Genomic DNA, 12,863 nt, shown 5'->3' on the forward strand with positions numbered 1-12,863 from the left:
CCGGCGGGCGAGCGCGGACCGGGGAGTGTGTGATGACGACCGGAACGATGATGCCCGGACACGCGATGGACGGCCGGTACACGCGGCCGAAGCTGGCGCTGGCGCTGGCCGAGATCTGCCGGACGGCGGGTCTCGACCCGCGCGGCGCCCGCCTGCTGCGGTTCGTCAACAACGGTGTGTTCCTGCTGCGTGAGCACCCGGTGGTGGTGCGGATCGTGCTGGCGCCGTCGTTCTCCTACCGCGCGGAGCACGTGGTGCGCGCGGGGCGGTTGCTGGCCGAGTACGAGATTCCGGCGACGCGGTTGTTGCCCGGCCTGTGTCAGCCGGTGCGCGCCGCGGGCCATTTGGCGACGTTGTGGGAGGCGGTCCCGGATGCGGGTCCGCAGCCGACGGGAGCGGATCTCGGCGCGCTGTTGCGCCGGGTGCATGCGATGCCCGTGCCCGGGGACCTGCCGAGCTGGAATCCGATGGCGGACGTGCGCAGGAGGCTGCGGGATGCCGAGCAGCTCGACGTCGCGGACCGTGATTTCCTGCAGCAACGCTGCGACGAGGTCGAGCGGCGGCTGGCGGCGCTGGATTTCCCGTTGCCCCGGTCGGTCGTGCACGGCGACGCGCACCTCGGCAACCTCATCGCCGGTCCGGGCGGTCCGGTGTTCTGCGACCTGGACTCGTTGTGTGTCGGTCCACCGGAGTGGGATCTGACCCCGATGGCGGTGGGCAGGCTGCGCCTGGGGCATTCGCCGGAGCGCTACGAGCAGCTCGTCGACTCCTACGGTGTCGACGTCACGTCGTGGCCGGGGTTCGCGGTGTTGCGGGACCTGCGGGAACTGAAGATCACGATGAGTGTGTTGCCCATCTTGCGGAGTAATCCCCGGATCCGGGGTGAGTTGCGGCGCCGGTTGAGTTCGTTGCGCCGCCGCGACGATGACGAGCGATGGACCGCTTACCACTAGATTCGAGGGCGTTCGGGGCGATCCGCGCACCCCTGAGCTACGGAAAACCGATGGCGCAGCGTGATCAAGAGGGCGGTCGGTCGCGACCGTGCCCCGAATGGACGCGTCCGTCCGGGCGAAATTGTGGGCTGATGTCGCGATCGGAGCGTCATCGCTGGTGACGGCGGCCTCGTTCGAGGGGTAGACCGTGTGCATCGATCGTGAACCCAGTGGCGAGGACCAGGAATCGTGCGGCGGTGGAAGCGAACCCTGAGCTGGCGGCGTCGGCGCGCGCTGCGCTCGGCGCGGATGCTGGACGAGATGGTCGACGCCCAGGTGGCGACGGTTCCGCTGCTGCCCGAGGACGTGCGTCCCCGGGCGGTCGAACAGTTGGCGCAGCTGGTGCTGTTGGCTCAGGTGTACCGGCGTTTCGCGGCGGGATGGATCGCTCAGCTTGACGACCGGTCCGGTGTTCGGCGAGCGACTCACCGCGCGTAGGTAACCGCTCGGCGATCACCCGAGGATTCCGTATCGTGGAATAGTCGGGGCTTCTCGGGCGAGGAATTCGGTCGGACCGAAATCGCGGCGGGGTTCGCCGAGTGAGGCGAACCCCGCCGCGATTTCACGACGTCGGCTTACCGAGCCGCAGCGCGAGTCCGAGTCCGAGCAGGACGAGCACCCCGGCACCTGCGACCCACGGCCACACCGGTGCACCGGAGTCGGCCGCGGCGTCGTCCGGGTTCGTCGGCTGCTCGGCTCCCGCCGGAGCCGGAACCGGCGAGCCGTTGCCCGGCTGGGTGAGCTCGAAAGTCACCTTTCCGGGGACCGGGTGGCCGTCGGCGGACAGGATCCGATAGCCGACGGTGTAGGTGCCCGCAGGTCCGAGCTCTCCCACGGGCGCGGTCACGGACGATCCTTCGACCTGCGGTTCCGCGTCGATCCAGTGCGCCCCGTCCGGGCCGACCATGGTCACGGTGTTGAAGCCCACGCGGACCGGCTGGTCGAACGTGAGCCGCACCTGCCCGGGAGCGGTGTCGAGGCGCGCCCCCTCGCCGGGGTCACTACCGACGAGCGTGTTGTGCGCGAGGGCGGTCGCCGCGCCCGGGCCGAGCACTGCGGCCAGGACCAGCGCGAGCAGCGGGACGACGCGCCTCACTGTGCGCCCGTCCCGTTCCGACCGGCCTTCCTGCTGCGCAGGACGGCACCGCCGCCGAGCCCGAGTCCGAGCGCGCCGACGACCAGTCCGGCACCGCCGAGCCACCGGGCGGTGCTGTCGGAACCGGCGGAGGCGGCTTCGGCGTCACCGTGCTGCCCGGCCCCGGAGCCGGAGCCGTGGTGACCGCTGCCGTCGCCGGGCGTGAGCGTGAGTGTCGGCGCCGGTTTGGCGGGCTCCTGCCCACCGGCCGGTGTGGGCTGGTCCCAGCGCACGACCTCGCCGCTGTCGTAGGTCTGCTCGGCGGCCATCACGAAGGTGTCCGCGTCGGTGGGGAGGTCGCCGATCCGGAGGTCGAACTCCTGGAACTGGTCGGGTCCGATCCGGTTGCCGGGTGTGGCGGTCCAGGTGACGCTGCGCACCGTCTCGGTGAGCCGTTGTCCCTGGTAGTCGACCGGCTCGGGCAGCTTCTCGGAGTTCACCGAGATGTCCCAGCCGGGCACGGGAGAGGTGGAGACCGTGCTGATCGGCTGGTCGGCGGGCAGCCGCAGGGTGACCTTCGTGGTGCCCGCCTGGGGGCGTTCGTTGGGGACGCGGAGCGCGAAGGTCGCGCTGGAGCCCTGGGTGGCGGTGTCGGGATTCGCCGTGACATGGGCCGAGGCGGTCCCGGCGCCGAGCAGCGCGGTGAGTCCGGCGGCGGCCGCCACGGCGGCGGTCCGCGCGAGGGAGCGAGGCATCGATTCTTCTCCTGGAGTGGTCCGTGCGGTGTCCGGACAGGGATCGCTGTCCAACATCGAACGGATGACGAAAGGGAAACGAGTGACCGGAGTGGTTCCGTCGCTCGCGAAATGATCAGTCGGAGAAGACCGGCGGCCCGCGGAGTCCGTGAATCCGTCGCACCGTCAATTGTGCGCGCGTACGTAACGTGACCGGAGTCGGACAAATCACGCGCAGTGGGGCGAGGAATGGGAAACGGTCCGGTTTGCGAGGAAGGATCCGATTCCAGAGGGCTGTCAGCAGAAATACGGCCGCTTCCGCGCGTCCCAGCAGCAGCCCCGTCCCGGCCACCGCGAGAACGTGTGCCGCGATCATCGTCGCCGGGTCGAACGAGGGGCCGATCGCGTGGGCTTGTCCCTGGTGAGACCCCGCGAGTTGGAGAAACAGGTGAAGTGCGAACTGGCTCAGCGACAGGGCCCCTACAATGGCCCAGGGCCCTCGCCGACGGTCGGCGAGTCCCACACCGGCACCGGCGAGTAATGCCGTGACCGCGACTGTGGTGCCCGGATCGGGTAACGCCCCGCCAGCTGCGGCGTGACCCGCTACGGACAGTGACGCCGCGGTGGTGGCCAGACCGACTCCCCGCACGACGCGCAGAGCGCCGCGGGTGGGAGTGGTCCGGGTGGTCACAGCCACCGAGTCTAGGTGTCGGTTCGGGCACGTCGGACCGAGGTGTACTTGCCTTGATTCGCGTGAAGGGTCACGGTTTACGAGTCGCACACGGTCGAGGCGTCACGCGGGGTGCGTGACAGCGGAGGAAAAGCTTCCGGCCGTGGTGACTGAAGACGGAGAGGAGGGGGCGTCGATTTTTTCGGCGCCGGAACCTGTGTCGACCGATACATCGCAGCAGAACAGCGGTGGCCCGGATCCGGGTCATCAACTCACAGAGCCGGAAGGCAAGGCTTTCGCGGGCAAGTCTTCCACGGACTGGATCGTTTTCGGCGTCACCGCGGCGATCATGTTCGTCATCGTCGCCTGGGGTGCGCTCGGGACGCAGTCGCTAACCGACGGCTCGTCGGCCGCACTGACCTGGCTCGTCACGAACGCGGGGTGGGGTTTCGTCCTCGCCGCGACCGGATTCGTGGTCTTCGCGCTCTACCTGGCGTTCAGCCGTTACGGCAAGATCCCGCTCGGCGAGGACGGCGAGAAGCCGGAGTTCCGGACGGTGTCCTGGATCGCCATGATGTTCAGCGCCGGTATGGGTATCGGGCTGATGTTCTTCGGCGTGAGCGAGCCGCTGTCGCACTTCGTGGACCCGCCGCCCGGCACGGTGCCGGGTGAGTCCGAGAAGGCCGTGGAGACGGCGATGGCGACGTCGCTGTTCCACTGGACGCTGCACCCGTGGGCCATCTACGCCGTGGTGGGTCTCGCGATCGCCTACGGCAGCTTCCGCATGGGGCGCAAGCAGCTGATCAGCGCGGTGTTCCTGCCGCTGATCGGCAAGCGCAACGCCGAGGGTCCGCTCGGCAAGATGATCGACATCCTGGCGCTGTTCGCCACCCTGTTCGGGTCGGCCGCGTCGCTGGGTATCGGCACCCTGCAGATCAAGACCGGCATGGAGGAAGCAGGCTGGATCGGCGGCGCCGGCATCGCCCTGCTCGTCGGGATCATCGTCGTGCTGACGATCTGCTTCATCCTGTCCGCGGTCTCGGGCGTCGCGCGGGGCATCCAGTACCTGTCGAACATCAACATGGTGCTGGCGGCCGTGCTGGCGATCTTCATCTTCGTCGTCGGCCCGACGGTGTTCATCCTGAACCTGGTGCCGACCGCCATCGGCGACTACCTGCGTGACTTCGGCGAGATGGCCTCGCGTTCCGGTGCGACCGGTGGCGACGAGATGGACACCTGGCTGCAGAGCTGGACCATCTTCTACTGGGCCTGGTGGATCTCCTGGACGCCGTTCGTCGGCATGTTCATCGCCCGGATCAGCCGGGGCCGCACCATCCGCCAGTTCGTCGGTGGTGTGCTGCTGGTGCCCAGCGTCGTGAGCCTCGTGTGGTTCGCGATCTTCGGCGGCGCGGCCATCAACAGCCAGCAGGCGGGGCAGAACCCGTACGGCACGGGCGAGGCGGAGGCGCAGACCTTCACCCTCCTGGAGAATCTGCCGCTGACCACGATCACCTCCGTGATCGTCATGATCCTCGTGGCGATCTTCTTCGTGTCCGGTGCGGACGCGGCGTCGGTGGTCATGGGCACGCTCTCGCAGCGCGGTTCGATCGAGCCCGCTCGGTGGATCGTCATCTTCTGGGGTGCCGCCACCGGTGCCGTGGCCGCCGTCATGCTCGTGATCGGCGGGGGCGGTGAGGACGCCTTGTCCGGTGTCTAGAACCTGACGTTCCTCGGGGCACTACCGTTCGCGATCGTCATGGTGATCATGTGCTTCGCGCTCATGAAGGACCTGCGCAACGACCCGATCACCCTCCGGGAGGAGAAGGGGTACGAGGTCCTGGAGCAGGCCGTCATCACCGGTGTCGAGGAGCACGAGGGCGACTTCCAGCTGGAGGTCACCCCCGCCGAGTCGACCGACGACGAGGACGCCTCGCCGAACGGGCAGGTCGAAGCCCAGGTCACCGAGAACGGGCAGGTCGTCGAGGAAGCCCAGGTCACCGGCAACGGTCAGGCCGGTGCGACCGCCGCGTCCCGGTCCACGGACGGGAACCAGTAATCGGTGACCTTCGCGGATTATGTTGCCGATCGCTGGCAACAACTGCTGGTCGACTCGTACCAGCACGTCAGCATGGTGGTGCAGTGCGTCGTGCTGGCAACCGTCGTCGGCGTCCTGGTCGGGGTTGCGGTGTACCGCAGCCCCGCCGGGTCGTCGGTGGCGACCGCTCTGTCCAGCGCGGTTCTGACGGTGCCCTCGTACGCCCTGTTCGGGTTGCTCATCCCGCTGCTCGGGCTCGGCGTGGCGCCGTCGGTGGTCACGCTGGTGTTGTACGCGTTGCTGCCCATCGTGCGGAACACCATCGTCGGGTTGTCCACGGTCGACCAGCCGGTGGTGGACGCGGCGCGTGGGATCGGCATGAGCCGGTGGAGCGTGCTGAGGCGGGTGGAGCTGCGGCTCGCGTGGCCCGCGATTCTCACCGGCATGCGGGTGAGCACCCAGATGCTGATGGGGATCGCCGCGATCGCCGCGTACGCCAAGGGTCCCGGACTGGGTAACCTGATCTTCAGCGGGCTCTCCGGGCTCGGCGGGGCCAACGCGGTGAACATGGCGCTGGCGGGAACGCTCGGCGTCATCATTCTGGCTTTGGTGCTCGACGCGCTGTTCGTGCTGGTCGGGCGCTGGAGCACGTCGAGAGGGATCCGTGGCTGACATCGAGATGGCGTCCGGGCCGAGCAGCGGTCACGGGGTGGAGATCCACCTCGACGAAGTGTCGAAGCGCTATCCCGGGCAGCGGGAGTCCGCGGTCGAGTCGGTGACGATGACGATCCCCGCCGGGGAGACGGTGGTGCTCGTCGGCCCCTCCGGTTCGGGCAAGACCACCACCATGCGGATGATCAACCGGCTCATCGAGCCGACGTCCGGGACGATCACCATCGCCGGTCAGGACGTGCTCGGGCTGGATCCGGACAAGCTGCGTCGCGAGATCGGCTACTCCATCCAGCAGGCCGGATTGTTCCCGCACATGACGGTCGGCGAGAACGTCGGCATGGTGCCGTCGCTGGTCGGCTGGACGAAGACGCGGGTCGCCGAGCGCGTCGACGAGATGCTGGACTTGGTCGGCCTGGAGCCCGGGCAGTACCGGAGCCGGTATCCGCGCCAGCTCTCCGGTGGCCAGCAGCAGCGGGTGGGAGTGGCGCGGGCGTTGGCGGCGAACCCGCCGGTGCTGCTCATGGACGAGCCGTTCGGTGCCGTCGACCCGATCACGCGCGGTGTACTGCAGGACGAACTGATGCGGCTGCAGGCCGATCTCGGCAAGACGATCGTGTTCGTCACCCACGACTTCGACGAGGCCGTCAAACTCGGGGACCGTATCGCGGTGCTCGGCGACCGGTCCCGGATCCTGCAGTACGACACGCCGGACGCCATCCTCGCGAACCCCGCCGACGACACGGTCGCGGGTTTCGTCGGTGCGGGCGCGGCGCTCAAGCAGCTCACGTTGCGCCGGGTCCGGGAGATCGAGCTCGGTGCGGTCCCGACGGCGAGCGCGGACGACTCGCCTGCGGCCTTCCGCGACCGCATCGGTTCGCGCCGGGGCGCGATCGGGCTCGTGCTGGATCACAGGCAGCGACCGCTGCGGTGGACGACGGCCCGCGAAGCGGGTGCGGTGTCGTCCTTGGCGCGGGCGGGCAGGCCGGTGGAGGACAGTGTCTCCCAGGCCTCGACGCTGCAGGACGCGCTGGAGGCGATCCTCACCGACGACGACGGCGTCGCCGTGGTCACCGGCTCACGCGGGGAGTACGTCGGTGTGGTCGACATCGACACCGTCATGAACACCATCAAGTCGTTGCGTGAGGAGCACGCCGACGAGGCCGGCGGACGTGTGACTCCCGCCGGGAACTCGGCATGAGCGGCTACGCCTCCGAATCCGGTCTCAGCGGCGCCGAACGGCTCCGGCTCCTCGGCCAACCGTTCGTCGTCGTGCTGCTGGTCGCGGGGGTCGTGCTGTGGGCGCTGCTCGGTGACGTCGACGAGGTCACCGCGCGCAGCCTGAACCTCCCGACGATCCTGTCGTTGACCTGGCAGCATTTTCTGATCAGCGCGACGGTCACCGCGATCGTCGTGCTCGTGTCGGTTCCACTCGGCGTGCTGTTGAGCAGGCCGTGGGCGAAACCGGTCGCGCCGCTCGTGCTGGGGCTGGCCAACGTCGGGCAGGCCGCGCCGGCGGTGGGACTGCTCGTGTTGTTCTTCCTGCTCGTGGGCGGAACGACCGGGTTCTGGATCGCGGTGTTGCCGATCGCGGTGTACACCCTGTTGCCGGTTCTGCGGAACACGATCGTCGGCCTGCAGCAGGTCGATCCGTCCCTTGTGGACGCCGGTCGTGGAATCGGGATGTCCGCGACGAAAGTGCTGCTGCGCATCGAGCTTCCGCTGTCCGTCCCGTACATCCTCGCGGGCCTGCGCACCGCCCTGGTGCTGGCCGTCGGGACCGCGACGCTCGCGCTGTTCGTGGGCGCAGGCGGTCTCGGCGAGTTGATCGACGCCGGGTACAAGCTGTCCAACACGATGGTGCTCAGCGTCGGGGCGATCCTCGCGATGGCGCTGGCCCTGCTGGTCGACTGGGCCGGGGCGATCGCCGAGCAGTACCTGTCGCCGAAGGGGCTGCGATGACTCCGCGTCTGTCCCGTCGTGCGTTCCTCGCCGGTGCGGTGGCCGCGACCGCCACCGGACTCACCGGGTGCGGGCTCAGTTCCGGTTCGGCCGTGCCGTTGCCGGTGGCACCCGGCTCGATCCGGCCGGTGCCGGAGCTGCGGGGTGTCACGCTCACGGTCGGCTCGAAGGAGTTCACCGAGCAGAAGCTACTCGGCTACATCGCCGAGTTCGCGTTGGTGGCCGCCGGGGCGAACGTCCGCGACCTGACGAACATCACCGGCTCGACCAGTGTCCGGATGGCGATGGTCGGCGGCCAGATCGACCTCCTCTACGAGTACACCGGCTCGTCGTGGATCAGCTACAACGGCATGACCGAGGTGATTCCGGACCCGGTCGCGCAGTTCGAGGCGGTCAAGAAGCTCGACGAGCAGCGCAACGGCATCACGTGGACGGCGTTGTCGACGGGAACGGACAACACCTACGCGTTCGCCCTCAACCGGGAAACCGCACGCAGGCTCGACGTCTCGACGCTCTCCGACATGGCACGCGTCGTCCGGGAGCAGCCGCAAGAGGCGACGTTCTGTGTGGAGAGCGAGTTCGCCAGCCGCAACGACGGGATGCCGGGTGTGGCGGAGGCCTACGGCTTCGACCTGGGGAACGCGTCGTTGACGAACCTCAGCAGCGGCACGATCTACACCGCCACGGCGGCGGGCACCACATGCAACTTCGGCGAGGTGTACGCGACCGACGGCCGGATCCGGGCACTGGACCTGGTGGTGTTGGCCGACGACCGGAACTTCTTCCCCCGCTACAACCTCGGCATGACCCTGCCGGTCGACCTTTTCGAGCGGTATCCGCAGATCGGCGACGTGTTCCGCCCGGTCTCGAACCGGTTGAACAACGACGAGCTGATGCGGATGAACGCCGCCGTCGACGTAGACGGCGGCGACCCCGCCGACGTCGCCCGTGACTGGATGGTGGACCAAGGCTTCGTCACCCTCCCCGACGGACCCGACTCAGAGGGAAGCACAGGGTGATGGGCGTGGGTGGTTCCGTGGCGGAACCTCAGCGCCATCCTCGCTGCGGGATCGATTTCTTGAGTAGACACCTACGCGGCGAACTCGCTGTCCTCGCGAGGATGGCGCTGAGAACCCGCGGGTGGCCGGTGTGCGTAGGTGGCGGGAAGACTGTTGGCACTGTGTCTGACCACAGCCTTCCATCCGCGTGACCGCTCAGCGGCCTGCGGCGTAGCCCTGGGCGCCACGGGCGTTGGCCGCGGCCCGCAGGATGCCGGTGTCGGGGTCGCGGGACACGGCGGAGAGCCGTCCCAACGCCCACGGCCCGGCGTCGAGGACGTCGTGGCCCCGGCGGCGAAGCTCGCCCAGCGTGTCCGCCCCGAGCCGGGATTCGGCGACGAGCCGGCCCGGAATCCAGGTGCGCGGATAGAACGAGCTGGGGAACGCGCCCGAGTTCCACGCGGGCGCGTCGATCGCCTCTTGCAGGTTGAGTCCGGCCCGCACGTGCGCGAGCCAGAAACACGACTGCCACTGTTCCTGCTGATCGCCGCCGGGAGTCCCGAATGCCAGCGTCGGTACGCCGCCGCGCAGCGCGAGCGACGGGCTCAGGGTCAGGCGCGGGCGCTTTCCGGGAACCAGCGAGTTCGCCAGTCCGTCGTCGAGCCAGAACATCTGCATCCGGCTGCCGAGGCAGAACCCGAGTTCCGGGATCGTCGGCGAGGACTGGAGCCATCCGCCGGAGGGTGTCGCGGAGACGAGGTTGCCCCAGCGGTCCACGACGTCGAGATGCACGGTGTCGCCGCGACTTTCCCCGCTCGGGGAGACGGTCGGTTCGCCGAGACCGACGCCGCTCGGATCGATCGGTCCTCCCGCGCCCCGTCCCTCGGCGACGAACGGAGGCAGTTCCGGGGTTCGTCCGCCCGGGTGGCCCGGTCGGAGCTCGAGCGCGGCGTGTTCGCTGACGAGCTTGCGCCGTTCGGTCGTGTACGGAGCCGCGAGCAGGTCGTCGGTGATGTCCGGGACGGCCGAATCCCCGTACCACGCCTCACGATCGGCCATCGCGAGTTTCGTCGCCTCGATCGACCGGTGCACCGTGCCCGCGTCGGCGACTCCGTCGACGTAGCGCACGTCGAGGCCTTCGAGCATGCCGAGTTGCTGTGCGAGTGCGGGACCTTGTGTCCACACGCCGAACTTCGCGAGCGTCCATCCGTCGGAGAGCTCGTGTGTCAGCGGTTCCTCGTACGTGGCGGTGAACTCCGCCATGTCCTGTCCACTGAGGACTCCGGCGTGGTCGCGACCGGTGTTGTCCCGTACCGGAGTCTTCACGAACCGGTCCACCGCCTCGGCCACGAACCCTCCCGACCAGGCGCGGCGGGCGGCGTCGATCTGTGCGTCGCGTTCGGCCACGGTCTCGGCCTCGGCAAGCAGCCGTTCCCACGTGTCGGCCAGCGCCGGATTGCGCCACAGCACCCCGGGTTTCGGTGCGGCACCGCCGTCGAGCCACTGTTGCGCGGAGGTCGGCCAGTGCTCGGTGAACATGCCGCGCACCGTCTCGATCGTGCTGCGGATCTTGTCCACCAGCGGGAATCCGTTGCGCGCGTACCCGATCGCGTAGCCCAGCACGTCGCGCAACGACTTCGTGCCGTGGTCGCGAAGCAGGAGCAGCCACCCGTCCCAGGCTCCCGGCACCGTGGTCGCGAGCAGTCCGGTCCCGGGAACGAGATCGAGCCCGAGCTCGTCGCGGTAGTGCGTGATCGTCGCAGCACGGGGAGCCGGTCCCTGCGCGGCGAGCGCGCGGGGGCGCGGGTCTTCGGCGGTCGCGAACAGCGCGGGCACCTCACCGCCGGGACCGTTGAGGTGCGGCTCGACGACCTGCAGCACGAACCCCGCGGCGACCGCCGCGTCGAAGGCGTTGCCCCCGTCCTCCAAGACGGCCATTCCGGCGGCCGAGGCCAACCAGTGCGTCGAGGCGACCATCCCGTGCGTGCCTGTGAGTTCCGGGCGCGTCGTCATGCCCGCACCCTAACGGCCCGCCCCAACGCAACTGAGCGAACGGCACTCTCGCCCCACCGGACGAGGCGAAAGTGCCGTTCGCTCCACCGGACGAGGCGAAAGTGCCGTTCGCCCCACCGGACGGGGCGAAAGTGCCGTTCGCCCCACCGGACGGGGCGAAAGTGCCGTTCGCCCCACCGGACGGGGCGAGAGTGCCGTTCGCCCCACCGGACGGGGCGAGAGTGCCGTTCGCCCACCGGACGGGGCGAAAGTGCCGTTCGCCCACCGGACGGGGCGAGAGTGCCGTTCGCCCCACCGGACGGGGCGAAAGTGCCGTTCACCCCGTCCGAATCGGGCGGGTGGCTAGGCGGCGGCAGCCGAACAGAGCGCCTCCTGGGGTGTCCGGCCGACTCCGTGCCACGACACGCCCACCCGGCGCAGGGCGTCCGGGTCCAGATGGTTACGGGTGTCGACGACGACCGGCCCGTTCATGGTCGACGCCATCGCCGCCCAGTCCAGGGTCCGGAACTCGGGCCACTCGGTGAGCAACACGAGCCCGGCCGCGCCCTTCGCCGCCTGGTAAGGGTCGTCGACGACGGTCACCACGTCGGCCAACCCCGGCTCGTCGCCGCGCAGTCCCGGGTCGTAGGCCGTGAGTTCGGCTCCGCGTTCGGCGAGCATCCGAGTGACCGCGAGGGCGGGTGAGTCCCGCAGATCGTCCGTGCCCGCTTTGAATGCCAGGCCGAGCACGCCCAGCCGCACCCCGGCCAGCGAACCGTTCCTCCCGCAGGCGTCGGCGACCTTGACGACCATCCGTTCCCGCTGCCGCGTGTTCGACGAGATCGTGGCGCCCAGCAGCGGGAAGTCGAACGCGACCGCCTCCGCGACCTGCATCAGCGCGTGTGTGTCCTTCGGCAGGCAGGAGCCACCCCAGCCGGGGCCGGGTTGCAGGAACGACTGGCCGATGCGCCGGTCGTAGCCCATCCCTTCGGTGACGTCGGTGATGTCGGCGCCGAGTCGTTCGCACAGTTCCGCGATCGCGTTGACGTACGAGAGCTTCGTCGCCAGGAAACAGTTCGCCGCGTACTTCACCATTTCCGCGCTCGCCGCGTCCGTGAGTATCGTCGGCGCGCCCAGCCGCGAGTACAGTGCCGCGACACGCTCGGCCGCGTTCTGGGAGTCGGAGCCGACGACGATGCGGTCCGGGTTGAGGAAGTCGTGCACCGCGGAGCCCTCGCGGAGGAACTCGGGGTTGCTCACGATCGCCACGTCCGGGCGCCGCACCAGCCCGGCTACCCGAGCCGCCGTGCCGACGGGAACGGTCGACTTCGTGACCAGCACACAGCCGTGCGGCAGCCGGTCCCGCACCTCGCGGGTCACGGACTCGACGGCGGCGAGATCGGCAGCGCCACCGGAACCCATCGGGGTCGGCACGCACAGGAACACCACGTCGGCGTCGGCCACCGCGTCGGCCGAGTCCCCGGTGAACCCGAGCCGACCTGCGGCGATGCCCTCCTGCACGAGGTCGTGCAAACCGTCTTCGAGGATGTGGACGTCACCGCGCGCGAGTGCCGCGACCTTCGTGGTGTCGACGTCGGAACAGAGCACCCGGTGCCCCAGCGACGCCAGGCAGGCGCCGGTCGTCAACCCGACGTAGCCGGTTCCGACGACGACGATCCGACGGGCGAACACATCCACCACCAGACCTTTCCGACCGCTCCCACACGCACCCGAGC

The 12,863-nt window shown here is 69.4% G+C and carries 10 protein-coding genes and 1 pseudogene; 7 read left to right on the top strand and 4 right to left on the bottom strand.

Annotated features, from left to right (window positions below; all coding sequences use genetic code 11):
* Window positions 1-65 precede the first annotated feature (65 nt).
* Window positions 66-953, top strand: a complete 888-nt coding sequence (locus tag GIY23_RS00265; RefSeq protein WP_154078491.1) for a phosphotransferase enzyme family protein — start codon at window positions 66-68, stop codon at window positions 951-953.
* A 228-nt stretch (window positions 954-1,181) separates the two neighbouring features.
* On the top strand, window positions 1,182-1,430 hold the full coding sequence (locus GIY23_RS00270) for a hypothetical protein (protein ID WP_228717461.1): 249 nt from the start codon (window positions 1,182-1,184) through the stop codon (window positions 1,428-1,430).
* A gap of 124 nt (window positions 1,431-1,554) precedes the next feature.
* On the opposite strand, the gene GIY23_RS00275 is transcribed toward GIY23_RS00270, so the two are convergent.
* Both GIY23_RS00275 and GIY23_RS00280 read right to left on the bottom strand, forming a co-directional pair.
* Window positions 1,555-2,088 carry a copper resistance CopC family protein gene (locus GIY23_RS00275; RefSeq protein WP_154074829.1) on the bottom strand — a complete coding sequence of 178 codons (534 nt, stop codon included), beginning with the start codon at window positions 2,086-2,088 and terminating at the stop codon, window positions 1,555-1,557.
* The gene (locus GIY23_RS00280) at window positions 2,085-2,822 is read right to left on the bottom strand and encodes a YcnI family copper-binding membrane protein (RefSeq protein WP_154074830.1); all 738 of its coding nucleotides are present in this window, start codon (window positions 2,820-2,822) and stop codon (window positions 2,085-2,087) included. The genes GIY23_RS00275 and GIY23_RS00280 overlap by 4 nt, the downstream gene beginning before the upstream one ends.
* Window positions 2,823-3,820: 998 nt before the next feature.
* On the opposite strand from GIY23_RS00280, the pseudogene GIY23_RS00285 reads away from it, so the two are divergent.
* The 5 genes and pseudogenes from GIY23_RS00285 (at window position 3,821) to GIY23_RS00305 (ending at window position 9,156) form a co-directional block, all read left to right on the top strand.
* A pseudogene (locus GIY23_RS00285) lies at window positions 3,821-5,527 on the top strand (BCCT family transporter).
* Window positions 5,528-5,530: 3 nt separating this feature from the next.
* Window positions 5,531-6,178 carry an ABC transporter permease gene (locus tag GIY23_RS00290; protein ID WP_154074831.1) on the top strand — a complete coding sequence of 216 codons (648 nt, stop codon included), beginning with the start codon at window positions 5,531-5,533 and terminating at the stop codon, window positions 6,176-6,178.
* 7 nt (window positions 6,179-6,185) lie between these two features.
* A complete protein-coding gene (locus tag GIY23_RS00295; protein ID WP_154078493.1) occupies window positions 6,186-7,376 on the top strand; it encodes an ABC transporter ATP-binding protein in 1,191 nt (396 codons plus the stop codon).
* Window positions 7,373-8,137 carry an ABC transporter permease gene (locus GIY23_RS00300; protein WP_154074832.1) on the top strand — a complete coding sequence of 255 codons (765 nt, stop codon included), beginning with the start codon at window positions 7,373-7,375 and terminating at the stop codon, window positions 8,135-8,137. The genes GIY23_RS00295 and GIY23_RS00300 overlap by 4 nt, the downstream gene beginning before the upstream one ends.
* Window positions 8,134-9,156, top strand: a complete 1,023-nt coding sequence (locus GIY23_RS00305) for a glycine betaine ABC transporter substrate-binding protein (RefSeq protein ID WP_154074833.1) — start codon at window positions 8,134-8,136, stop codon at window positions 9,154-9,156. The genes GIY23_RS00300 and GIY23_RS00305 overlap by 4 nt, the downstream gene beginning before the upstream one ends.
* A 195-nt stretch (window positions 9,157-9,351) precedes the next feature.
* Here the strand turns inward: GIY23_RS00305 and GIY23_RS00310 are convergent, their stop codons facing one another.
* The gene (locus tag GIY23_RS00310) at window positions 9,352-11,148 is read right to left on the bottom strand and encodes a gamma-glutamyltransferase family protein (protein WP_154074834.1); all 1,797 of its coding nucleotides are present in this window, start codon (window positions 11,146-11,148) and stop codon (window positions 9,352-9,354) included.
* 342 nt (window positions 11,149-11,490) lie between these two features.
* Window positions 11,491-12,819, bottom strand: a complete 1,329-nt coding sequence (locus GIY23_RS00315) for a UDP-glucose dehydrogenase family protein (RefSeq protein WP_154078494.1) — start codon at window positions 12,817-12,819, stop codon at window positions 11,491-11,493.
* Window positions 12,820-12,863 lie beyond the last annotated feature (44 nt).

The organism is Allosaccharopolyspora coralli, from assembly GCF_009664835.1.
Classification (GTDB): Bacteria; Actinomycetota; Actinomycetes; order Mycobacteriales; family Pseudonocardiaceae; genus Allosaccharopolyspora; species Allosaccharopolyspora coralli.